Origin of the sequence: Legionella maceachernii (genome assembly GCF_900167045.1) — a bacterium.
In the GTDB taxonomy this organism is placed as follows: domain Bacteria; phylum Pseudomonadota; class Gammaproteobacteria; order Legionellales; family Legionellaceae; genus Tatlockia; species Tatlockia maceachernii.
In genome coordinates, this window is the sequence record NZ_FUXJ01000008.1 from 1 (window position 1) to 22,668 (window position 22,668).

Below are 22,668 nucleotides of genomic sequence, written 5' to 3' on the forward strand. Positions count from 1 at the left end.
CATTGAGTGGCGTGGTAAGCCACGACAAATTCGTTGTGACAACGTACTAAATCTGGAGTCAATATTTTTTTAGAAAAACAGATCCCGATAGCTCAATGAACTATTTTTTAAATTTATTCCCGCTAACCTCAATCAAAACCCAATGGTTTTCCATTTTTATAGGAATATTTTTTAACCAGAGTGACATAAGGTCCAGAGCAAAATGCCAGGCCTTTACTGTACTTAAAACAAAATAAAATCCCAATGGAAGATCCAAACATTATCTACGAGGTCAATAGCCTCTACGGCCCTACAGAGGGGATTCTTCCACTGGGTATTACCGATTCAAAATAGATCGATAATTCGTTTCATTTTTAATGATGCCAAAGACTACACGAGCCATTTTGGCAGCAACAGCAGTGTATCCTTTACGTTTTAAATCATCGTTATTGGGATCCTGCTTAATGTAATTCTCAAATTTTTTCCTAAATGTATTTTCGCGCATTCTAATAGCTACAGTTGCAGCAAGCCAGAAAGCATAACGTAATTTACTATTGCCATATTTAGATATTTTGCTGGTACCACGAAAATACCCAGATTGATGCGTACTCAAATCAAAACCACAGAATTTAAGGAATTGGCGATAGTGTTTAAAGCGCCTTAAATCACCAACCTCTGCTAAAATCATAAGTGCTAAAATTGGTCCTATCCCAGGAATAGAAAGCAATTTCTTGTAATCATTATTTCCCTGAAGAAATGAATCTGCCGTTTCTTCAATTTCTTTTAATCGCTTACATAACCCTTGATGTTCATGGAGGATTACGCGAAACATATCAATTGCCTGAGAGTTTTCTTCTAATGGAAGGCCTATACTTTCTTGAGCAGTTTGATAAAAGTTAATTAACCAATTTCTCTTGTCTACTTTGCCAGGAAACCCGCAGCAAAATGCTTTTATTGAGTGGTATAACCGTACAGTTCGATATGATTGGTTAAGCCAACATTTATTTGAAAGTATTGCCGAGGTACAACACCATGCGACACAATGGCTATGGACGTATAATAATGAACGACCTAATACTGCTATCGGAGGATTCCTCCAAAGCAAAAATTGGCACTAGTTGCTTAATCCTCTACTTTTAGCATCACTTAAAAATGGGGGGATTACCATGCGATAAAGTTAAAAAATTCATAAAATATACTTATTTTACCTATTTAGTTATAGTATACTTTAACTAATTTATTGATTTAGTTTGTTTCATGAAAATTTATACAAATGAATTAATTTCTGTAGTATCCCAATTCAATCCCTGGTGGAGAGGTGAACCTGTCCAGGATTTGCCGATTTGGCATCGCGCTGCTTATCATGAGCTGGAATTCTGGTTAATTAATCCTCCTGCACCCAGAGCCATTTTTCTATCTGGCGCTAGGCAGATAGGTAAAACAACCCTTTTACTACAAGCTATTGATAAGCTCTTAAAAGATGGTGTAAAGCCAGGAAATATTTTGTATGTAACTTTTGATCATCCTTTAATAAAAATGTCTGATATTGATGCTGTATTAGAGGCATGGAGAGAACGAGAACCTAAAACCGATGATTTAGAATATATTTTTATCGATGAAGCACAATTCATGCGTAGCTGGGGAACATGGATTAAACATCAAGTAGATTTTTCAAAAAGTAGAAGAATTTTTTTCACAGGATCTGCAACACCAATTATAGAGGCTGATCAAGAGTCTGGGGTAGGGCGTTGGTATACTATTCGTCTAACTACTCTCTCATTTTATGAATATTTACAAATAAAGAGAATTGATTTGCCTCAATTGCCAATGGTTAAGACATTGAGAGAATTATTCGAGTGGCCACAACAAGAGTTTTATAAAGTTAAAGAGTTAGCTGTTCATTATGTAGGACATTTTCATGAATATTTATTACGAGGCGGATTTCCACAAACAGCGCAAGTTGAAAGCATCACTCAGGCACAGCGCCTATTAAGAGAAGATATCATTGATAAGGTATTAAAAAGGGATATGACAGCACTCTTTGGGGTACGTCGTATTCTAGAGTTGGAACAAACCTTTCTTTATCTATGCATGCATGATGGTGGATTGCTAGATATGACCGACCTTTGCAGTAATCTTGAAGTAAAAAGACCCACAATACAAAATTACATCTCTTTATTAGAGGCTACCAATCTGATTTATCGCTTACCACCATTTGGTTATGGCAAAGATATTTTGAGAGCAAAATACAAAATTTATTTAGCAGACGCAGCTATAGCCCCGGCTGTATTATTAAAGGATAAAAGTATTCTGGATGATCCTGAGTCCTTAGGGGTTGCCACTGAAACAGCCGTATTTAAGCATTTGTTTGCTCGATATTACTCGCAAAATGTACGCTTTAGTTATTGGCGTGGTATCAAAGATCATGAAGTGGATGTTGTTGCGCAAATTGCTGATCAAATAATTCCTTTTGAAGTCAAATATCGTTCGCAACATACGAACGCCAATGCACTGAAAGGATTGTTAGAACTTTGTAAGAAAAAAAATATTGCACATGGGTATGTAATAACTAAATCGCTAAATGACTTTGGTATTATGAAAAATCTACCTGAAATTACAACAAATATTATGCAGTTACCCGCTCCATTACTCTGCTATTGGATGGGAAAGTCGGAAATAAAGCAGACATTTGGGGTTTAGTAATGAACTGCATACTGAGTATACCTTCTAGGCTTGATTTAGAATCAACAGCAGAACTAATTAACACTTTTGATTCTTTACCAAAGGCAAACCGGCTTGAGCTGAGAACGGAATGAGTGTGAATATGAGAGGAACTACTATTTTCTTATTCATAAAAACATATCCCTATACTACTTTTTTAAATAACACCTTCGAAATGAATTTTAATATATAATCTTTTTATTTCAATTAAAGTTACATCCATAACCCATCTAAATTTTTTATCAATTTAATCAAAAAATATCGTTTAATGATTTATCCAATTTCACTTTTAAAAAGTAATAAAGCAACAAAAAATGTACCTGCTGTAATGTAATCAATTGCACCATTGGTTAAGAATTTAAAAATGTTGATGCAAATTCGTTGTTAACAGCAATAATCCACCGCCCATGCAAATTAACCCTGGTGCAAGGGATTTAAATGCCGCTTTATATAAGTTGTACACAAGAGCCGCGATAAGCGCTATGCCAATCAAACTACCAAAACCTTTTAATGATTGAATACGGCCACTATTCTGCATAAAAAGGTAAGTGGATAAAGCAATAAAAGCAAAAGTTAATTCTTTGATTATGGCATCAATGAATAAGCGTTGTTTAAAAGAAGAAAGCGCAACATCCATAAAAAATTGCATTGAGGCTTGCTTTTTATGACTGCGGCTTATGGGGTAATAACTTTCTGCTTGTTTAGAAATATATGCGAATCATAAATTTGTTCTAAGTCTGCTTTTTGTGGCAAATTCATTATTTCCCCTCCTTGTATTTTAAATTATTTTTCCAACTAATTTTAAAAATTAAACGTTAGTTATAGCTCCAGTTTTTAATAACTATTATAATATATTCAAAGGCATAAATTAAGTATTTGCGGGATAGGCGAAGTGTGGGACATTTTATAAAAAATGTTCCACATCGCCAAACGCACCGCGTTTAATTCTCAACCTTGCGGCCTGCAATAACTTAATTTTTTATAATTACTAAGAATAAAAAAATGAACAAAACTAAATCCATTCGCGTAAGATTAACTGATGATGAATTAGCACATGCTGAAGCAGCCAGTTTAAATTATTTGGCACACATAATAAAAGTCGATTAATTGAGGCCTTAAAAGAATTTCGTTTGGCTGTTCGGCAGCTAACGGGTATCGCTAGAAATCTCAATCAAATCACTGCAAAAATCCATCAAAGCGATAATCATTTTCGCATTTATCCGAAAGCTATTTACTTAATCTTATAGAGCATGTTGTCACAGTCAAATTCAGTTTACAAAACTATATCCAACGCACCATCATTCGTTATCATAGACTTTTAATTTGACGAATCAGCCGAGCTAACCTCGATGTCCAATTCGGAATTATTGGGTTAAATTACAGGCCTGGGGCAAAAACGAATTACTGTTTATGTATAAATTGGATTCATCTTGATTCTACTTCGCTTTTGCCCCAGATTTGCAATTTAACCCAAATATCTAGTATTTAAGATTTCCACTCCAACGGTGGGGGAAATACGACTACCCTTACTTGTGAGGATATTATTGATTAACAATAGTATAAGTTACCCCACCTACCGGTCGCGATTTGATTGCTGAATAATCTCCCTCCGTAGCAATATCGGTATGCTCACAAAATGTTGCCTTATTATCTAAAGTGTAAGTAATTTTGATTGTTTTCATTGGTAATGAAATGGTATGAAGGGTAAATTCACCAGTCATGGGCACGTTTTCATTACTATTATTTACGGTGAAAACCTGTGATGTGCCATGAGCTATGTGTTCAATAGTTTTAGGTTGAATTTCTGCCCCTACTAATCGAATCGTAGAAACCACCAAATCGTCTGCCAGATTGTTTTGAATGTTAATTTGAAAATTATCGCATTTGGGGCTGGCAGCAAAGACTGTTCCGTAGAGGAGCAAAGGAGTTAAGCTGAGTAATTTTAAATTTTTCATTATTCTTCTCCTATTCAATGAAACAATACCAACATAACTTATTGTGACAATTATGTCAACAAAAAATGACAAATTAAATATTATGCCTCTCTCTGTTTGTGTGTCATTATATAAATTTTAATACAGTTTTTTCAGTCACTGTTATTTTGACTTATCAAATAGAAATAAGTTGCTTGGCTTTGTATAAAAAAGAGTGCTGCCCACTGGGTATAGTGGGCATATAAGTTAGGAAAGTTTTCTGAATTAAACTGTTAAATACTCATTCCTTGGATGTAAAAATGAGGTAAATTGCTCTAAGTCTTGACAAAGTTGTCTGTTAATTTTTACCGAGAGGATTTCCATTTCATCGAGGTAATAAATAAATTTCACATTTAAATCTTTATGCAGTAATACCTGGATGTCTATATCATTACAAGCATGTTTCTGAATAAAATCTTTATTTTTTTCTCGCTCCTCGAGCGCGTCATCCACTGTCATGTCTTTTAATTTATATACATAGCACACAGTCATGTCTCCCAGTCTGATATCATTTAGCTCTGTATTTTTATCAACCATAATTGGTAGGCCTTCATTTAGATGAGCTTCCGTTGCAAATACACCCCAAGGTAATAATGAAAGCAGATAATAGAGTATAATTTTTTTAGAGAGTAATGATTTCATTTTTATTCTCCTAGTCATGCCAGCTAAAATTTTCGGCTTACTTATTGTGACAAAATAAGCATAGCATATTATAATTTTTGGCACAAATAACGTGACATTTGATAAGTTGGGCCTGACGAGTCGTCACTTTTTTGTTTTACGAGTCTCAAATGGGGTCGTTGCGAGCCTTTATCTAGGAAAGAAAAACATTCTGAATTTTAGACCTGTTGTTTGAGTTATACGGGAATACAACTATAAAACAATCAGAACGTATAGATTGCAACGACAAAGTTTCTGAATCGTCCGCGAGCTCTGTAACCTACTTCTCACTAACGCTTGAATGATTAATAAGGATGTAAGCCGATCGGGATAAATTATCCAAATACTTTGCACATGACTCGTGCCACTCAATCATTTTGAAAGAGGAAAAGATAATTTTTAGCAGAATAAGTTTTGGGTGACAATCAATTGATAGTTTACGTGACATTTTTAATTAAATAAAAATAATTATTGTCAAATATTATTTGACAATATATGGCTTAATGCTAAGATAGGTTTTAAGGCTATGATAGCCATTGCTTAAAGTTTAAGGAGATACTCTAATGGATATAATGACCACATCACTTAGCTATCTATCAGAAATGCCTCGTAGTGAAAAAGCAGTTCGTGAATACTTAGAGAATAAATTTGGCAAATCAAGAAATACACTTCCCCGTATAAACAGCGTCTTGAATTGTTTAAAAAAGGAACGATTAATTGATGATGGGCGTTTGGCCTATTCCTTAGCCTATCATTATGCCCATAAAGGAGATCAATTCATTATCGATTTGTTAAAAGAGAAAGGGATTAATGACAAAGTTATTACTAATACACTGGCCCAATTAGACAGTGAGATTCTTCGAGCAATGAAGGAGATAAAAAAAAGATTTCACGGAGAATTTGTTTATTCAGAAAAAACAATTTCCTTTATTAGTCGTTTTCTTCAGGGGCGTCGTTTTTCTCATTTAACGACTCGAGCCATTATTCAAAAGTTAAGCATACAAAATCCCTGTAACAAAAAAGTGGCTTAATTTTTGATGCCCATTCTTCTGCATTTACCAGCAAGGAAGTAGCTTGTTTGACAAATTCAAATAAGCTACTCGTTTTAAAAGGAAAACCGCATATGTTCAAATACTTAATAGCTTGGTTATTGATTGTTTCGACCACGATCTTGCTAGTAATTTGGTCACTATCTCCTTAGTAACATAATCTAAATGACATCCGAATAATTAGAACCAAGATGTAATGTAGTTATTTATTCTTTTTCACTTTGATTTTGGCGCTGTTGTTTATGATTAATCCACTCCGTGTCATTTATAAAAATATGCCTACACGCTTGTTCAATAAAATAATCTCGCACTCGAATACCCGCCCATTGACAATAATCTGTAATTTCATTGAAGACTGATTCATTCATACGCAGACGAAACTGTATCTTTTTATCACTTGGCTCACGCGTTATAAGCATTTTATCTCCGAGTTTTGTTAAATATATATTTCTCTTCTGGAATGTCCCTAATTTATTGACTTTTGTTGCTAAAGAAAATAAATTGTTATTGTCACTAATATTATGACATAAAAGTCATTATAAATTAATACTATTTTAACACGTCATTTTTTAAAATGAGAGTACAGATTACAAACACATAAAAAATATTTTTATGCTGAAGGAATTTATATGTCTCGTTTATCAACTAGAACGATTTTTTTTTACTCTCCTTTATTTGTCATTCTTTATAACTTGGCAGGTAATCTATCAAACGATATTTATTTACCTATACTGCCTGTGCTAGCTAAAGATCTGCAAACCTCCGATTTTTTAGTACAGTTCAGTATTACCGTCTGGTTTCTGGGAGTTGCTACCCCCCAGATCTATTTTGGTCTTATTGCAGATAAATTTGGTACCCGTCCCCTTATGTTGTGGGGCGGGCTCATTTTTTTAATAGGCACTTTATTTTGCTTTCTTTCCACTCATATCTATTTATTGTTATTAGGCCGCTTTTTGCAGGGGATTGGTGTATCAAGCTTAAATATCGTGACTTTTACTACTATCCGCAGCAGCTACTACAATGAGCAAGTAAGCGTTAAATTCATTTCTTGGGTCAATATAATGGGTTCGATTGCCCCTTTGGTAGGGCCACCCCTCGGTAGCTTTTTATGTTATTTTTTTGGATGGCGCAGCACATTTTCCTTCATTTTAGCTTTGGGGTGTCTTACTCTCATCGGACTGTATCATTTTCTGATCGAAGGAAATGAGACAGTTAGAAAAGTTGATTTTAAAATCGGCTTTGGTTCTTCCTGGGCTTATTATGTTCCATTGTTTAAAAATAAATATTTATGGTATTTAATTGGAGCTTATACTGCTTGTTTAGGAGCGCTTATTGCGTATTTAACTTCAGCGCCATTTATAGTTACTGATCAGTTTAAAATTCCATTGAAATATTTCGGACTTACTCAAATTCCGCCTGCGATGGCTTATCTAATAGGCGCTATGACGGTTAATTTACTTTTAAAAAAATATCCACTTCAACATGCTGTTTATTTAGGCTTTGTCATCATTTCATTTAGTGCTTTTTATTTTTTATTTCTTTCATTTTATGCAAGTTTTTTTACCTATCTCTTTGGTGCGATACTTTTTATGTATGGTTTTGCTCTTCTAGGTAGCCCCTTAATGAGTATGATTTTATCAACAGGCTCAGATAATAAAGGTGCTATATCAGCTTTATTAGGCCTTACTATGGCGAGTATGGCAGGGCTTGCGAGTTTATTAATTGCTCTTTTTTTTAATGGAAAAGACAATTCCTGGGTTTTAATTATTTTTATTTTTATCCTAAGCAGTATTACGTTTTACTTCGCGAGTAGAAAAAGGGTTAATTATGATCGATAAAAAAATTTTTTGGCTTACATTGAGTTCTTTTAGTTTCGGCTTGGTAAATACTCTGCAAATTGCTCATTTAAGCCCTATTCTACAATTTGTCGGATTTAAGTCCGATAAGATTGCTTATCTATGGCTAATTGCACCGTTAACTGGACTTATTTTTCAACCAATCATAGGATATTTATCTGATAATATACAGAGTCGCTTTGGTCGGCGAAGGCCTCTTTTCCTACTTTCTACCATGATGGGGTTTTCAGGGCTGACTGGTTTGCCTTTTGCGTCAAAAGGGTATTTACTCATTGCTCTCATTATTTTTCTTGATATAGGTTGCAATGGTAATGCGCAATTGGCGCGAATAATGATTCTTGATTTATATAAAGGTAAAGCACGTACAAAAGCATTCAGTTGGTCGAGCGCCTTGTATGGTTTAGGGGCAATGTGCGGCGGAATTTTACCCTGGCTTATTACTCATTTTGTTCACTCATCTAATGAAGTGCTGTTTTCTAAGAGTCCTCTTTATATTCAATTGACCTTTCTTCTGGGTGCTTTCATTTATTTGTTGTTTTCAGCGATAACCTTAATTATGGTGAAAGAGAAACCAATTATAGGGAAACACTTTTTAAAACCATCTTCTAAAAATTTTTTGTTAAAGAAAGAATCGATTTTCTCTTTAAAAAAATTATCTCCACTATTTTGGAGGCTTAGTTTAATTCTTTTTTTTGCATGGGTGGCGATTTTTGCGGTGTGGAATTACCTCAATATTCACATTGCCCAAACCGCTTTTAATATGCCGATAGAATTTACAGATAAGCTAGAGATTTCAAGAAATTATCTAACTAATGCAAATATCTTAACTGCGGTTTACTTCGGTGTCTTACAATTATCAAGTACAGGATTTGCTTTTGCTATTCCCTATTTAAGCGAATGGGTAACCATCAAAAACATTTTGGGAATAGGCTTATTAGTAGGAAGCGTAAGTTTGTTGTTAATTGCTTTGGTATCTAACCAATACATTATTGGGATTTTTATGATTTTCTTTGGTGCTTCATGGGCAGTATTATCCATATGTCCTTATGAACTTTTTGCAAAGATAATTCCTAAAGGAAGGAACGGCTTTTATATGGGAGTAGTTAATTTACCTATTGTTTTTCCTCAAATTATTACAGGATTAATTTTAGGAGTTCTTTATAAAAGCTTCTTCGCTTTGCAGGCTTATAAAATTATTTTTTTAGCTAGTTTCTCTATTTTCATTAGTGCAGTTTTCACCCTAAATGTTAAAAGTATTTTTAGCAAACTTAGCTTATTAAAAGTAAGTTTCGCAAAGTGAATTAAAGATTAGGTTCAAGCTTACAGACAAATCAGGCAATAAGTTAAACTATCTCTTTTTTAAGTAGATAAAACGATTAACTGATGATGCCTTATTTCTATATCCAATTTCGTTAAGCATCTGTTGTAAGTTTGCCTTTTTTAAATAATTTCCACTCAAGATCTTTTTTAAATACAAAATCTGAGGCTTTTTCAAAAAAATAGCCGAGATCAAAAATACCTGACCATTCACAATATTGTTCAATCTGTTTTAGCGTTTTCTCATCAATTTTTATTTTAATTTGTTTCTTACTGTTTAGATTTTTATTTTTTATGAGTGCCATTTCAACCTCTTACTTTGTTGAGATTCGATTTTTAAAAGCGGATTTAGCAAAATAGGACTTTTATCCTTGCCACGCACAAATGGTAACTATCTTTATATCTATAGTCCAATAAATCCGATCTGTACGGGATAAAAATTTGAGCTAGCTCATTAAGTTATAGATAATCCGAATTTTTCGACCAAGAAAAGCCAAGGATTAGAATGAATGTTAATGAGCTAGTGGAGATTTTAAACAGTTATTTTGGTTGAAACAAGGCACGGATGGACTTGTTTTGTGAGTATGTTGGCGGCACTTATTAAAGTAAGAACAGTGAATTTGACAGAATTAGCTGTGGCTTTCCAAGCTTAAACAAGATTCACACTATAAAGGTCTGGTGTACGTCGAAAGTATTTCCGGATATGGATATCAAGAATTTATAAAGGCTGCAGAAACAAAGAACCTTCCTGCTCATGGAGCGTTCCAAACAGCATTCACAATTAAAAATAAGCTTAAAAAGATCGCAGTTAGTGAAACTCTCTTAAAGACTATTCAGTCAAGTAATCCACGTCCATCAGGTGGCCATATGGATTGTATTGCAGAATAGCTCATGAAGATAAGAAGCCTCAACATTTTCTGATAGATGGCAAGCCTTTATTCAAAATTCAAATTCATTGGATTTTTGGATTGTAACAGAACAACAATATTTCTATCAGTATCGAGCGTTGAAAGATATAACTTTACTGGATAAAGATTGTTTTCGTGCGTAAAGTTATCAAAATAATACCATAATTTTTGATTAAGGGAGCTTTGTCATCATGGATATTGTAAATAAAACTATTTTAGAGAAGGTTCTTAATGAATAGGGTGCCTCAACAGTGCTCCAGATCTGTAATTTAACCCATCAATCTGCCAAACATAAAAAATTACTGTTTAAGATGGGAAATCAATTTTAAAATAGGAAATTCTAGCCTTTATCTACGTATGCTTTAAACTAATGACTTGATCTTTTCAAAGGCGGATTACCCCTTCTTCTATTGATAACATGGAGCTTTCAAATGAGTGTTATTTTAATTGTTTTATTTTTAATACTGGTAATCTTTGTAAGTGGAATTCGAATATTACGCCCAACAGAGCGTGGTCTTATTGAATTTCTTGGGAAATATAAGCGCTTTGCAGAACCGGGTTTTAATTGGATTATTCCTTTTATTGAAAATTTGTACCGAGTGAATATCACTGAAATGTTGGTTGAAGCTCAGCCCCAGGAAATCATTACTAACGACAACTTGAATGCCATTGTTGATGCTCAAATATATTATAAAGTTAAAGCAACTGAGGAAGACGTTAAAAATGCTATTTATAAAGCCAATGATTATGCATTTCAAATAGTCAATCTAACAAGGACAACGCTGCGAAATATTATTGGGACGATGACTCTAAAAGCTGCCAATAGTGAACGAAATAAAATAAATTCAGAACTATTAAAAACGCTTGCCACAGAAACAAGTAATTGGGGCTTGGATATAGTGCGTGCTGAACTTAAAGAAATCAGCCCGCCGAAAGATGTCCAGGAAACGATGAATAAAGTGGTAAAGGCAGAAAATGAAAAGATCGCAGCAATTGATTTTGCAACAGCTACAGAAACAGCCGCAGATGGCAATAAAAGAGCTGAGATTAAGCGAGCAGAAGGGATTAAGCAAGCGCGCATTCTCGAAGCTGAAGGAGAAGCACAAGCTATAAAAACAGTCAACGAAGCGGCTGAAAAATATTTTATTGGCAATGCTCAGATTCTCAGAAAATTAGAGGCAGTTGAAAAATCATTAAAAGACAATGCAAAAATTGTAGTTCCAGGCGGCTCTCAACTCATTAACGTTATCGGTGATATGGCTGGTGTTTTTCCAATGGTGAAGGATAATAAATAGGGGCTTAACTGAATTAGTTTTTGACTTAATCTGACATAACCACTTGAAAAAGTGAGAGTTTCCAGTTTTGATTGAAGTGCGAACTTTAACAAAACTCAAAGGAAAACTCTCATGATAGATAATAACGTTAAAATTATTAAACACCAAGTTGGCTTACTTAATTTAGCTGAAGAATTGGGTAATGTATCGTAAAGTAATGGGCTTATCGCGAGATACATTTTATCGTTATAAATCAGCAGTGGTGTCTGGAGGTGTAGAGGCTCTCTTTGATAAAACACGACGAAAGCCGAATCATAAGAACCGAGTTGACGAAGCGATTGAATTGGAGGTTAGGGACTATGCGATAGAATACCCTGGGCTCCCAAGATACTTTTTATGTGGGAACACTCAAAGGCGTTGGTCGTATTTACCAACAAACCTTTGTTGATACTTATAGCAAGGTGGCCTTTGCAAAGCTCTAAAATGAAAGCGAAGTGGAGAAAAGTTTTGCTCTTTATTTGAATAAGCCTAATTTATTTAATCACTTGAATGAGGAAATGTTAGTACAAAAGTATATTAGAGGTCCTGAATTACATGCTGATGCGATAACCCTTGAGAGCGAAAAGTATGCTATCGAGAAAACGTTTTTGCATTTTATAGTCTAATATTAAACCAATGCGTTTTTACCCCAGTTCGATAATTTAAACCAACTATGGCCTATACTTTTTTGCAGTAGATAAGATTTTTACAGACAAAAATGCAAAACCAACTCCGACCATCAGGGACAACAAACCTGCATAAAATTCATAACTCTTTAAAGCAGGAATCATTTTAATAATTAGAACGCCGTAATCATGAAGAATTTGTTCTACATTTGATAAAAATCCAGTCGTAGAAATTTGATTCGCTGAGAGCCAAAGACTTGCAGCAGTTAATGAAAATAAAAAAAAGAATACCTCAAAAATAACGATTAAAAAGTATTTCATGAATAAATCCTAAAAATTAACTATTTGTTAAGCTGTAGTAGTTCAAACTTGATCTGACAGTTACCGGTTTTTCAAGAAGTGTCTGTCAGGTTAGATTTAGTTTATAAATTTTTCCATTCAGATTTGTTTACCATCAACCAATATTTGCACAGGTGTTCGATCACAACATTTTGCCTTGATGGGTGCGCTCATTATTATAATAATGAAGCCATTCGTCCAGATCTTTTTGTAGCTCTTTAATATCATCGTAGATTTTCTTACGGAAAGTTATTTCGTAAACTCTTGCAAAATCGTTTTGTGGAAGCGTTCGCAAATACCATTGGTAATCCCCCCTTTTTAATTGATACTAAAAGTAGAAGATTACGCAACTAGTGACAATTTTTGCTTTGGAGGAATCCCTCCGATAGCAGTATTAGCGCAATAACGTTCAATTATTACTTGGTGGGGTTATTTTGTTATTATTATTCGCTGGGAACGAGATAGCCATCATTTTTTTCTCATTAAGCTGTTGATGCGCTTCTACTATCGTTTTACTAATTTCATTTGTATTTATTGATTTATCCGAGGTAATGTAATTGATTAAACCGACCATTGCATTGAGTACATACATACTACAACGTTTATCACCAAGAGTTGGTTGCTTGCTAGTGACTAAAGGGTTTGTTATAACCGGCATGGCATTACTTGGCAAATTAAAAGACGCTCGCATTGATTGAATAGCCTCAGTTTTTCCTAATAACCTGATTAATTTGACCTGCAATAGCTCATCGCCTGATACTATTGAATTTGAGGCAAGCCATCCTAAAACGGGTATTGGATTATAGACCCCTAGAGGATTAATACTTGACTCAACAATAGAGGCATTTAAACGGTCAGATGAATCTTTGTAGAGAATAATATGATTATAATGCGCTCGATAAGTGTTGTCTGAATAATAGCCTTTCACCATAAAGACATGGGGAAATTGGAGAGCAGTAAGCTGTATACCCCTTTCTTTTATTTTTGTTAATATTTCAGGTAAAAATTCAAGAGAAACCCCGTCATTACAGTGAGTTGATAGTGAATCCAAACAAGTAGCTACAGTTTTATTATTATCCTGATGTAATATAAACTCCAAAGTATCACCGCTGCTTAATTTTATATTAAATTTTTTTGCTTCAGAGGGTGATTCAAAAAGGTCTGCCATACACATTTTTAATGTAAAAGGCCCTATGCCAATTTTAGCAGGACAATAAGTTAACGCTTTGGCGAGATCGAACTTTATAAGCATATTAAATTTTCAAATAAAGGGAATAAAATAACAAAGCAACATTAAGGGAATATTAAGAATAGGTTTTTTTCAATTTGGCAGGGAGAGTCGGCCAAAACGCTTTCTCCTCGTTAGCGACTCCTGCCTAGATAATTTTAGATAATCACGCGAATTTAAAATTATTTAAACGAAATGGATGGTAACAATTTGAGTTTAAAGGTTAAAAATGAGGAGATAAATAACCTATTGATTATCTACTAAATATGTGGCATTGCTAGTTCAAATCAAAGTAGATATTTGAGTTATAATGGAAATATTAACCGATCTTAAAGCTATTTTATATTCTAAACGAGCCAATATCTATTACCTAGAGAAATGCCGGGTTATGGTAAAAGGTGGAAGCGTTGTCTACCTTACCGAATCTAGGGAAGAAAACCAGTATTGGAATATTCCTATCGCCAACACAACAGTTATTTTATTGGGTATTGGAACTTCAATTACACAGGCAGCCATAAGAATGCTTGCTTCTGCTGGTGTCTTAGTGGGTTTTAGTGGAAGTGGTGGTACCCCATTAATTGCTGCAAACGAAGTGGAATGGTTTTGTCCACAAAGTGAGTATAGACCTACAGAGTATGTTCAAGGCTGGATGTCTTTCTGGTTTGATGAAATAAAACGGCTAAAGGCAGCAAAACGTTTTCAGCAGGCTAGAATTTCATTCATTGAACACACATGGAGTGCTGATCAGGATTTAAAATCTGAAGGCTTTTTCCTGGATGATATGGATATCCAGAAGGCTTTAAGTAGTTTTAGTAACAATTTTAATAAAGCGACGTCAATTAATGAGTTGTTGCTAATCGAAGCAAAACTAACAAAAGCACTGTATAAAATTGCTTCTACTCGTACTAAAAATATTGGATTTGCTCGTGAGTATACTAGTGATGATGAAGCAAATAGGTTTTTGAATCACGGAAATTATTTGGCTTATGGGTTGGCTGCAACAACTTTATGGGTGTTAGGTATTCCTCATGGGTTTGCGGTAATGCATGGGAAAACACGTCGAGGTGCATTAATTTTTGATGTGGCTGATTTAGTTAAGGATGCTTTAATTTTACCATGGGCCTTTATCGGTGCGAAAGAGCAAATGACAGAGCAGGATTTTCGACAGCAATGCTTAAAAAATTTTATAAAACATCGTGCCCTTGATTATATGTTTGACTTTGTTAAAACACTTAGCCTTGAGGGCAACTCACTATGATGGTTATTTTTGTGTCTCAGTGTGAAAAAAAAGCCTTAAACAAAACGCGAAGAGTGCTAGATATTTTTGCCAATCGAATTGGCGACAGAACATGGCAGACAGTTATAACAAATGAAGGATTGAATGCAGTAAAAAAATTATTGAAAAAAACGGCTTCTAAAAATACAGCAGTTGCTTGCCATTGGCTTCGTAGCCGAAGTCGAATGGAATTGGTCTGGATAATAGGGAATAGGAGTAAATTCAATTCTCAAGGAATTACTCCTGTAAGCACCACAAGCAGGACTATAGTAAATACCCAATGGGAGAATGATTGGCATTATCTTCCACTGATAAAAAGCATTACAGCATTAGCTGCATTGTTTCACGATTTTGGCAAGGCCTCTATGTGCTTTCAGGAAAAACTACAACCCGATAGCAAAAATAAATTATTAGGCGATCCGCTTCGCCATGAATGGGTTTCTACATTGCTGTTAAATGCTTTAGTAGACAATGCAACTGATGAGCAATGGCTAACACGCCTTATGAACGGGCAAATGGACGATTGCTTGAGGAATATTCAAATAAAAGGACAAAACTCGCCTTTAGGAAATTTACCACCCGCTGCAAGCCTAATAGCCTGGTTGGTAGTTACCCATCATAAGCTGCCATTAGTCTCTGATTATGGCAGTTGGAGAAATGAATCAGCTGAAAACTATTCTTTATTATTAAGTCAGCTCTCACAAGAGTGGGGTTATGAAAATAAGAGCACATCCACATTTGAAGAGAGACTCCCCCAATGTTTAAAATTTCCCTATGGTTTACCTAGTCAATCAAAACCTTGGTTAAAGCAAATCAAAAAATGGGCTACCAGGATGCATTCTTGCTTACCTTTATTAAACAAAGCAATGAGTGATGGGAGCTGGCGTCCTATATTGCTTTACTCACGCTTGGCATTGATGTTAGGTGACCACCATTATTCATCCTGTGATGCGAATAAGCTATGGCGCTCAGACATGAAATTGTTTGCAAATACCTATAGGGAGGATGGAAATGAGCATCGAAAAGGGGAGCCCAAGCAAAAGCTTGACGAGCATTTAGTGGGTGTTGCTGAGTCGGCTCTTAAAATTACCCATTTATTACCAGCATTTGAAAGTGAACCTCCTTATGCTTATGACATTAAATCGCTCAAGAAAAAAAGTCCTCCTTCATTTCTTTGGCAAGATAAGGCGGTTGAAAAAATAAAAATATGGAGACAAAAATTGCCTGTAGCGCTGCACAGTAAGAATTATGGTTTTTTTGCTGTTAATATGGCCAGTACAGGATGCGGTAAGACTTTCGCTAATGCAAAAATGATGCGCGCCCTTTCGGAGGATGGTGAAAGGCTGCGTTATATTTTAGCCTTAGGTTTGCGCACATTAACATTACAAACGGGGGATGAATATCGAGAAAGGATTGGCTTAGATAACAGTGAGCTTGCTGTATTAATTGGTTCTCGTGCAGTTTTGGAGCTCCATCAAAAAAATACCATGATGCAAAAACAACAGGAGTACAGCAGTTATGCACAATTTGGTTCAGAATCGCTAGAATCTTTATTGGACGATGAGGTTGTGGATTATGAGTGTGCTATTCCCGAAGAAGGTTTAAATACAATTCTTTCCCAAGAGCGTGATAGAAAATTTCTGTATGCTCCAGTGCTCGTCTGTACCATTGACCATATGATGTCTTTAAGCGAATGTAAGCGTGGCGGTCGTTACATTTTACCGTATCTTCGTTTAATGTCGTCTGATTTGGTCATTGATGAGATTGATGATTTTGATGGTGAAGATTTAATAGCAATAGGGCGGCTCATACATTTTGCAGGTATGCTGGGGCGAAAGGTTATGATTTCATCGGCTACTATTCCTCCTGATTTGGCACAAGGGTATTTCAATGTTTATCGTGAGGGTTGGCGGCTTTTTGCAAAAACGCGCCAGGTCAGCGCGAATATTGGTTGTGCATGGATTGATGAATTTAACACCAAGGTTGAAACGATATCTGATTTTGATACCGTTGAGGCTATCCATCATTATCAAAGTCATCATAATGCATTTATCGGCAAGAGGATAAATAAACTAAAAGATGCACCGATAAAGCGAAAAGCTGAAATCATTTCCTGCGATTGCATTAAAGAAGAAGGGGGGAAGAAGATACGGCAAGATAAGCAACTTATTGAGGGTGCTTATTTTAAACGGATCCAGCATGCAATCATCGGCCTCCATCTACGGCATTGTTACTTGGATCCAGTGACAGAAAAGATGGTTTCATTTGGTGTTGTGCGTATGGCAAACATCAACCCGTGCGTCTCTTTAACAACGTATTTGGTAATGAATGATTGGCCTGCGGATTTCGATATACGTGTTATGGCTTATCACAGCCAGCAAGTGCTACTAGTTCGCAATGAGCAAGAAAAACATTTGGATTGTGTGCTTAAACGTAATGAAAAACGGGGGGAAGTAGCGGAAGTTTTTAAAAACTCAGTGATTCGTGACCATCTTGATCGTTGCTTAGCGAAACATATGGTTTTCATTCTTGTTGCCACTCCGGTAGAAGAAATTGGTCGTGATCACGATTTTGATTGGGCAGTCGTGGAGCCCTCTTCGCTTCGCTCGATTATTCAATTATCTGGTAGGGTATTGCGCCATCGTGACAAGCAGACGAATACACCTAATATTGCCCTAATGCAGTATAATTTGAGAGCCTTAAAGAATACAGACCATGTGCCCGCCTATCAACGTCCTGGATATGAGCAATATAATCCAGTAGATTCCAACTACATGCTTGCGACCCATGATATTACGCAGCTCATTGATAATGAATTTATTACGTCTGGCATAAGTGCCAAACCGCGGATATCCAGTAAGCCATGCCTGAACCCAAAACACAGCTTCGCCGATTTAGAGCACTATTCCATCTCCAAATTACTCACAAGGTATAAAACAGAACCAATAAAAAATTTAGTGGGTCCCGAAACGATGCAAGGTTGGTTGACTCAGTGTTGGTGGTTAACCGCCTTACCACAGCAATTGAACCCATTTCGTCATGGCATCGATCAGGTTAAGCTTTTTTTAATTCCGCAAAATGATAACCTAGTATTTGTGGAGAAGGATGAAAAGGGCCATCCTCATGTCGTTGAGAATATCTACAACATTAGCAAGTTGGAGTTGGAGGAAGCGCTCTTGAGTAAATGTTGGTTAAGCGTAAATTATAAACAGTTAATCAGAGGGTATGCGGACGAGCAGAATCTCTCTGAACGAGCTGTGGCACTCAAGTACGGGGAGCTTTCCTTTCCGAATTATGGTGGCGATAAAAGGTATCAATATTCGTTACAATTTGGTTTGACTGAGGCTTTATAATTTATAAGTTTTTTCGCTTTAATGCGTGCCGAAAATGGTCAATATCCTTCATAAAAAAAATATAATTGCGTATATACTCTTTTATATAAGCTCAGAGGAGTGGTACTTTGGATGAGTCAATTAGGAAATTTCTGTCTGATAGAAAAGACGAGCGGATTAAAAAGAAAATTAAATCGGGCATGACCTCAGAAGAAATATTTCAAATTGAGCACGAAGCCAGCCAGGAATTTATGCTCGAAAACTGGTTGCCAGGTGCGGCAAAAAAAGCGGATCAATTAAGGATTGCGACCCATCCTCCTAAATTTAGTCATCCGGATGCGAAGATTAGTTCAGTTGTTGCTGAGATGAGAAGGGACGCCGATGGATTCCTACGAACTGGCAATGTGCATATGGATACAGACGTAATTGGCAATGCTGCAGCATTAGATGTATTTAAGTTTTTGTCATTGGTTTTAAATGATGGGCAGACAATCTTACGTCATTTGGAGTCAAATACTCAAAAAATACAAGATGAATTTCGAATTTCATCCGCTTCATTTGAGAAGTTAAGAACAGATTTTTTGTCTATTAAAAAATCAGATGATAGGATTGTAACGAGTGGAAAAATCAAGCAAGTCTACTTTCCTGTAGCGGATAGTTATCATTTATTATCTATTTTAACCCCTTCCGGATTACTATTTGAGCTTAGAAAGCGTATACAAGAAATCAGATTTTCTGAGCAAACCAAGCAAGCGCGGGAAGATAAGCGCAAAAACGTTTTCAACGAAATGGGTTTTGACGATCTATATGGCTTGGTGATGATAGGTTTTGGAGGCACTAAACCTCAAAATATTAGTGTATTAAATAGTACTTATGGGGGAAAGGCTTATCTTTTACCTTGTATACCACCCTCGTTAATAAAGAAGCGCTGGTTACCCAAAAGGCATTTCTTTAAAAATTTGCTGCCGCCGAAATCGTTTGCCGATGAATTTAAACCAGTGCACCAATTGTTAAAGACTGACTATAACAATCGAAATATTCGGGATGGTTTAAAAATCCGGCTACAAATAATTATTGATAAAGTAATCGAAATGCAGTGGTCCATCCGTCTTGAAGAGGAAGGATGGTCTGCAAAAGAGCAATACACTGATCTACCCATGCATCAAAAAATATGGCTTGATGACGCTTATAAAGAAGATCGCTTGAAAAATGATGAATGGCTGGACAAAATTGTTTCTGAATTTGCACACTGGTTTATTTACGCTTATAAAACCTTATATGGCAACCATGCTATATTTCTGGCAGATCCTGAATTTACTTATATAAAATCCCTCATAGAAAACAATAAAGAGGATTTACGATGAAAAGCGTTTTATTGATTCCCTACATAAAAATTCAAAATGCAAATGCTTTATCGAGTCCTTATACGATTGGTTTTCCAGCGATGACGGCCTGGTTAGGGGCAGTGCATGCCCTGCAACGGCAGTTAATCAAGAATGGGTTCCTAGACACTTTTTTTAAAAGTTCGGCGGTAATATGCCATGATTTTGTCTTACATATCCATAAAGATGAGGGTGATTTCGTTTATTCAATCATAGGTACAGGGAATCCTTTAAATAAACTGGGTGAGCGCTCTTCTTTTATCGAAGAAGGAAGATGCCATTTAATCGCTTCCCTAGTTATCGAATGCGAAGGGGTTAAAAAAACGGAAGAGGTTACATTCATTAAAACGATTGAAAACGAACTACAGACTAATGTAAAGATTTCAGGTGGCGATATTTTGGAATTAAAAACGCCTGAAATACTTAAAATTGCAGAAGAAAAGGATTTAAAAAAGCTGGTACGAAGACTCATGCCGGGCTATGTGATTATTGAGCGTCGTGATCTCATGGTAGAGGCCATGGCTAATAGCCAAGATGCCCTTGATGCGATTATTGAATATCTTAAAGTGATGCATCGCAGTGAGCAGGATGAGGATGGAAAAATTGAATGGACGAGTAAACGTAAAATACCAGGATGGATAGTCCCGATAGCCACAGGATTTTATGGTGTCTCAGCTTTAGGAAAAGCGGAGAATCAACGTGATCCTACCATTCTTCACCGTTTTGCTGAAAGTATCTTGACACTCGGGGAGTTTAAAATGGTATACCAGATCAGGCATCTTGATGAAATGCTGTGGCATTATCACGTTGAAACTGAAAAGGACTTATATCTTTGTCAACAAAACCTATGACTTAATAGAAGGGAAGATTATGGCCAGAAATGATAATGTAGCAACCGTACTTGCTTTTGAAAAAAAATTAGTCCCGTCTGACGGTTTTTTTTATGGCACGACATGGGAAGATCGATACACGAATGCCTTCCCCCTGACGCTAATGGAAAAATCGGTGCGAGGTACTATTTCTAATCGTCTAAAGAAAGCCATGCAAGCGGATCCAGCAAAATTAGATGCTGAAGTGGAAAAGCCTAATTTGCAAAAAGTGGACTGCTGTTCATTGAGCGAAAATCAGGACACCTTAAAAATTCAATTTACTTTGAAAGTATTAAGTAATATTGAAAAGCCCTCGGCATCTAATAATGCTGGTTTCAATGAAAGTTATAAAGCTGCTGTAAAAAACTACATCCAACATACCGGTTTTAGTGAGCTTGCGAAACGTTATGCGCTTAATATCGCGAATGCTCGTTTCTTATGGCGAAATCGGGTGGGCGCAGAAAAAATTGAGGTTAAAGTGCAAGTTTTAAATGCCACAGGAATTCAGTCTTGGACGTTTGATTCGACTAAATTTAGCTTATTTGATTTCGATGTCAATGATGAGGATGTCAATTCCTTGGCAAAAAAGATTGCACAAGCACTTTCCGGGGAAATTCCGTTTTTACTTTTAGATATTAATGCTTATGCCCAGATCGGCAAAGCACAAGAAGTTTACCCGAGTGAAGAGCTCATTTTGGACAAAAGTAATAATAAAAATAAGAAAAGTAAAATACTCTATCAAATTAATAATATAGCCGGAATGCACTCACAAAAGATTGGCAATGCCCTAAGAAGTATTGATACTTGGTATCCTGATTTTGAGGAAGTGACGACAGGCCCTATCGCTATTGAACCTTATGGGGCAGTTACCAATTTAGGAATAGCTTATCGGAACCCTAAAAACAAATCAGATTTTTTTACTTTATTTGATAAGTTTGCTCGTGGAGAGCCATTAGAAACAGAAGCGCAGGAACATTACGTCATGGCAGTATTAGTAAGAGGAGGAGTTTTTGGCGAGAGCGGTAAGGATTGAGCATGAATTTTTATCTGGATATAACATTAATACCTGGTGCAGATATTGGCCACTATTTCTTATGGGGAAAGGTTTATAAACAGATCCATTTAGGATTGGTTGCTATACAAAACTATCATGGTTTGTCACCCATTGGAATTTCATTTCCAGAATATAGCAATGAATTATGCAGCTTAGGCAGTAAACTTCGCATATTCGCGGAAGACAAAGTGGTGCTAGAAAATTTTAATGCGAAAAAATGGCTAAATTTTTTGTCTGATTACACGCACATCACTAGTATCCGGGAGGTGCCACAAAATATATGCTCCTATGTTCGTTTTAAAAGAAAGCAGTCTAAGTCAAATTTGGAACGATTGGCAAGGAGAAAAGCGAAGTACGAAGCCATTAGTTTTGACCAAGCATTAGAATTACTTAAAAATCGAAAAGAGCAATTAATAAATGCGCCTTATATCAATATATCGAGCAATAGTTCGGGAGAGAGCTTCAAAATTTTCATTATAAAAGAAGTTGCTCATGAGCTGATAAACAATGGTTTTAGTTGTTACGGTTTAAGCGCTACGTCAACATTACCGAATTTTTAGCCTTTATTTTTGCTGCTCTTTAAAAATATAATAAAATCAATAGGTTAGGAAAGGCATGATTTTCATTGGTAATTCTGGGTATTTTTAGCTAAGTATATTAAGAATATCGAATATTTTTAATATAATCTGGGTTCACTGCCGCACAGGCAGCTTAGAAAGGTAGCATTAGAACGAAAACGACCAGTAATAAGTTCACTGCCGCACAGGCAGCTTAGAAAAATAAGCG

19 protein-coding genes, 3 pseudogenes and 1 CRISPR repeat array (1 of these 23 only partly in view) are annotated in these 22,668 nt (G+C 35.8%); of the genes and pseudogenes, 13 read left to right on the forward strand and 9 right to left on the reverse strand.

The features are described from left to right. Nucleotides 1-316: 316 nt before the first annotated feature. On the reverse strand, nucleotides 317-811 hold the full coding sequence (locus B5D33_RS07935; protein ID WP_058453415.1) for an IS110 family transposase: 495 nt from the start codon (nucleotides 809-811) through the stop codon (nucleotides 317-319). Between the two features lie 94 nt (nucleotides 812-905). Here B5D33_RS07935 and B5D33_RS07940 point away from each other — a divergent pair. Further along, a pseudogene (locus B5D33_RS07940) lies at nucleotides 906-1,105 on the forward strand (integrase core domain-containing protein); the annotation flags it as partial. Between the two features lie 131 nt (nucleotides 1,106-1,236). Next, complete coding sequence (locus B5D33_RS07945) at nucleotides 1,237-2,679, forward strand: ATP-binding protein (protein WP_058451348.1); 1,443 nt, start codon at nucleotides 1,237-1,239, stop codon at nucleotides 2,677-2,679. Between the two features lie 379 nt (nucleotides 2,680-3,058). Here B5D33_RS07945 and B5D33_RS07950 read toward each other — a convergent pair whose 3' ends face one another. From B5D33_RS07950 to B5D33_RS07960, 3 genes are all read right to left on the reverse strand, one after another. Beyond that, nucleotides 3,059-3,349 carry a hypothetical protein gene (locus B5D33_RS07950; protein WP_058451349.1) on the reverse strand — a complete coding sequence of 97 codons (291 nt, stop codon included), beginning with the start codon at nucleotides 3,347-3,349 and terminating at the stop codon, nucleotides 3,059-3,061. Nucleotides 3,350-4,241: 892 nt separating this feature from the next. Then, nucleotides 4,242-4,655, reverse strand: coding sequence for a hypothetical protein (locus tag B5D33_RS07955; RefSeq protein ID WP_058451350.1), 414 nt, complete (start codon nucleotides 4,653-4,655; stop codon nucleotides 4,242-4,244). Nucleotides 4,656-4,898: 243 nt separating this feature from the next. After that, complete coding sequence (locus tag B5D33_RS07960) at nucleotides 4,899-5,315, reverse strand: hypothetical protein (protein ID WP_058451351.1); 417 nt, start codon at nucleotides 5,313-5,315, stop codon at nucleotides 4,899-4,901. Nucleotides 5,316-5,896: 581 nt separating this feature from the next. Between B5D33_RS07960 and B5D33_RS07965 the strand changes: the two genes are divergently transcribed. Beyond that, nucleotides 5,897-6,364 (forward strand): RecX family transcriptional regulator, encoded by a 468-nt coding sequence (locus tag B5D33_RS07965; protein WP_058451352.1) that lies wholly within the window; start codon nucleotides 5,897-5,899, stop codon nucleotides 6,362-6,364. Between the two features lie 224 nt (nucleotides 6,365-6,588). On the opposite strand, the gene B5D33_RS07970 is transcribed toward B5D33_RS07965, so the two are convergent. Beyond that, nucleotides 6,589-6,801, reverse strand: coding sequence for a hypothetical protein (locus B5D33_RS07970; protein WP_058451353.1), 213 nt, complete (start codon nucleotides 6,799-6,801; stop codon nucleotides 6,589-6,591). A 210-nt stretch (nucleotides 6,802-7,011) separates the two neighbouring features. Here B5D33_RS07970 and B5D33_RS07975 point away from each other — a divergent pair, with 210 nt between their 5' ends. Beyond that, on the forward strand, nucleotides 7,012-8,220 hold the full coding sequence (locus B5D33_RS07975; protein WP_058451354.1) for an MFS transporter: 1,209 nt from the start codon (nucleotides 7,012-7,014) through the stop codon (nucleotides 8,218-8,220). Further along, complete coding sequence (locus B5D33_RS07980) at nucleotides 8,210-9,538, forward strand: MFS transporter (protein WP_058451355.1); 1,329 nt, start codon at nucleotides 8,210-8,212, stop codon at nucleotides 9,536-9,538. The genes B5D33_RS07975 and B5D33_RS07980 overlap by 11 nt, the downstream gene beginning before the upstream one ends. 112 nt (nucleotides 9,539-9,650) lie before the next feature. Here the strand turns inward: B5D33_RS07980 and B5D33_RS07985 are convergent, their stop codons facing one another. Further along, on the reverse strand, nucleotides 9,651-9,860 hold the full coding sequence (locus B5D33_RS07985) for a hypothetical protein (RefSeq protein WP_058451356.1): 210 nt from the start codon (nucleotides 9,858-9,860) through the stop codon (nucleotides 9,651-9,653). Between the two features lie 1,034 nt (nucleotides 9,861-10,894). Here B5D33_RS07985 and B5D33_RS07995 point away from each other — a divergent pair. Next, nucleotides 10,895-11,758, forward strand: a complete 864-nt coding sequence (locus tag B5D33_RS07995) for an SPFH domain-containing protein (protein WP_078767383.1) — start codon at nucleotides 10,895-10,897, stop codon at nucleotides 11,756-11,758. A gap of 111 nt (nucleotides 11,759-11,869) precedes the next feature. After that, nucleotides 11,870-12,216 (forward strand): annotated as a pseudogene (locus B5D33_RS08000) (helix-turn-helix domain-containing protein); the annotation flags it as partial. Between the two features lie 231 nt (nucleotides 12,217-12,447). On the opposite strand, the gene B5D33_RS08005 reads toward B5D33_RS08000, so the two are convergent. The 3 genes and pseudogenes from B5D33_RS08005 to B5D33_RS08015 form a co-directional block, all read right to left on the reverse strand. Next, nucleotides 12,448-12,723, reverse strand: a complete 276-nt coding sequence (locus B5D33_RS08005) for a hypothetical protein (RefSeq protein WP_058451358.1) — start codon at nucleotides 12,721-12,723, stop codon at nucleotides 12,448-12,450. A gap of 117 nt (nucleotides 12,724-12,840) precedes the next feature. Further along, nucleotides 12,841-13,047: pseudogene (locus B5D33_RS08010) on the reverse strand (integrase core domain-containing protein); the annotation flags it as partial. A 103-nt stretch (nucleotides 13,048-13,150) separates the two neighbouring features. Beyond that, complete coding sequence (locus B5D33_RS08015) at nucleotides 13,151-13,993, reverse strand: hypothetical protein (protein WP_058451359.1); 843 nt, start codon at nucleotides 13,991-13,993, stop codon at nucleotides 13,151-13,153. A 286-nt stretch (nucleotides 13,994-14,279) separates the two neighbouring features. Between B5D33_RS08015 and cas1f the strand changes: the two genes are divergently transcribed. The 6 genes from cas1f to cas6f all read left to right on the forward strand — a co-directional run bounded on the left by cas1f (nucleotide 14,280) and on the right by cas6f (nucleotide 22,442). Next, nucleotides 14,280-15,227, forward strand: a complete 948-nt coding sequence (gene cas1f, locus B5D33_RS08020; protein WP_058451360.1) for a type I-F CRISPR-associated endonuclease Cas1f — start codon at nucleotides 14,280-14,282, stop codon at nucleotides 15,225-15,227. Further along, the gene (gene cas3f / locus B5D33_RS08025; protein ID WP_058451361.1) at nucleotides 15,224-18,598 is read left to right on the forward strand and encodes a type I-F CRISPR-associated helicase Cas3f; all 3,375 of its coding nucleotides are present in this window, start codon (nucleotides 15,224-15,226) and stop codon (nucleotides 18,596-18,598) included. The genes cas1f and cas3f overlap by 4 nt, the downstream gene beginning before the upstream one ends. Before the next feature lie 107 nt (nucleotides 18,599-18,705). Next, entirely contained in the window at nucleotides 18,706-19,941 is a 1,236-nt protein-coding gene (gene csy1 / locus B5D33_RS08030; RefSeq protein WP_058451362.1) for a type I-F CRISPR-associated protein Csy1, read from the forward strand. Next, nucleotides 19,938-20,810 carry a type I-F CRISPR-associated protein Csy2 gene (gene csy2, locus B5D33_RS08035; protein ID WP_058451363.1) on the forward strand — a complete coding sequence of 291 codons (873 nt, stop codon included), beginning with the start codon at nucleotides 19,938-19,940 and terminating at the stop codon, nucleotides 20,808-20,810. The genes csy1 and csy2 overlap by 4 nt, the downstream gene beginning before the upstream one ends. A gap of 19 nt (nucleotides 20,811-20,829) precedes the next feature. Then, entirely contained in the window at nucleotides 20,830-21,861 is a 1,032-nt protein-coding gene (gene csy3 / locus B5D33_RS08040; protein WP_058451364.1) for a type I-F CRISPR-associated protein Csy3, read from the forward strand. Between the two features lie 2 nt (nucleotides 21,862-21,863). Then, nucleotides 21,864-22,442, forward strand: coding sequence for a type I-F CRISPR-associated endoribonuclease Cas6/Csy4 (gene cas6f, locus B5D33_RS08045; RefSeq protein WP_058451365.1), 579 nt, complete (start codon nucleotides 21,864-21,866; stop codon nucleotides 22,440-22,442). A 130-nt stretch (nucleotides 22,443-22,572) separates the two neighbouring features. Further along, nucleotides 22,573-22,668: a CRISPR direct-repeat array (repeat unit 28 nt; unit sequence GTTCACTGCCGCACAGGCAGCTTAGAAA); it runs 1,372 nt beyond the window's last position.

What these genes read in the sequence shown, in the direction of transcription:
- B5D33_RS07935 (WP_058453415.1), bottom strand. Translation starts at nt 811, where the DNA reads ATGTTTCGCGTAATCCTCCATGAACATCAAGGGTTATGTAAGCGATTA.
- csy3 (WP_058451364.1), top strand. Translation starts at nt 20,830, where the DNA reads ATGGCCAGAAATGATAATGTAGCAACCGTACTTGCTTTTGAAAAAAAA.
- B5D33_RS07955 (WP_058451350.1), bottom strand. Translation starts at nt 4,655, where the DNA reads ATGAAAAATTTAAAATTACTCAGCTTAACTCCTTTGCTCCTCTACGGA.
- B5D33_RS07950 (WP_058451349.1), bottom strand. Translation starts at nt 3,349, where the DNA reads ATGCAATTTTTTATGGATGTTGCGCTTTCTTCTTTTAAACAACGCTTA.
- B5D33_RS08015 (WP_058451359.1), bottom strand. Translation starts at nt 13,993, where the DNA reads ATGCTTATAAAGTTCGATCTCGCCAAAGCGTTAACTTATTGTCCTGCT.
- B5D33_RS07970 (WP_058451353.1), bottom strand. Translation starts at nt 6,801, where the DNA reads ATGCTTATAACGCGTGAGCCAAGTGATAAAAAGATACAGTTTCGTCTG.
- B5D33_RS07985 (WP_058451356.1), bottom strand. Translation starts at nt 9,860, where the DNA reads ATGGCACTCATAAAAAATAAAAATCTAAACAGTAAGAAACAAATTAAA.
- cas1f (WP_058451360.1), top strand. Translation starts at nt 14,280, where the DNA reads ATGGAAATATTAACCGATCTTAAAGCTATTTTATATTCTAAACGAGCC.
- cas6f (WP_058451365.1), top strand. Translation starts at nt 21,864, where the DNA reads ATGAATTTTTATCTGGATATAACATTAATACCTGGTGCAGATATTGGC.
- B5D33_RS07965 (WP_058451352.1), top strand. Translation starts at nt 5,897, where the DNA reads ATGGATATAATGACCACATCACTTAGCTATCTATCAGAAATGCCTCGT.
- B5D33_RS07960 (WP_058451351.1), bottom strand. Translation starts at nt 5,315, where the DNA reads ATGAAATCATTACTCTCTAAAAAAATTATACTCTATTATCTGCTTTCA.
- csy2 (WP_058451363.1), top strand. Translation starts at nt 19,938, where the DNA reads ATGAAAAGCGTTTTATTGATTCCCTACATAAAAATTCAAAATGCAAAT.
- B5D33_RS07980 (WP_058451355.1), top strand. Translation starts at nt 8,210, where the DNA reads ATGATCGATAAAAAAATTTTTTGGCTTACATTGAGTTCTTTTAGTTTC.
- B5D33_RS07995 (WP_078767383.1), top strand. Translation starts at nt 10,895, where the DNA reads ATGAGTGTTATTTTAATTGTTTTATTTTTAATACTGGTAATCTTTGTA.
- B5D33_RS07945 (WP_058451348.1), top strand. Translation starts at nt 1,237, where the DNA reads ATGAAAATTTATACAAATGAATTAATTTCTGTAGTATCCCAATTCAAT.
- cas3f (WP_058451361.1), top strand. Translation starts at nt 15,224, where the DNA reads ATGATGGTTATTTTTGTGTCTCAGTGTGAAAAAAAAGCCTTAAACAAA.
- B5D33_RS07975 (WP_058451354.1), top strand. Translation starts at nt 7,012, where the DNA reads ATGTCTCGTTTATCAACTAGAACGATTTTTTTTTACTCTCCTTTATTT.
- B5D33_RS08005 (WP_058451358.1), bottom strand. Translation starts at nt 12,723, where the DNA reads ATGAAATACTTTTTAATCGTTATTTTTGAGGTATTCTTTTTTTTATTT.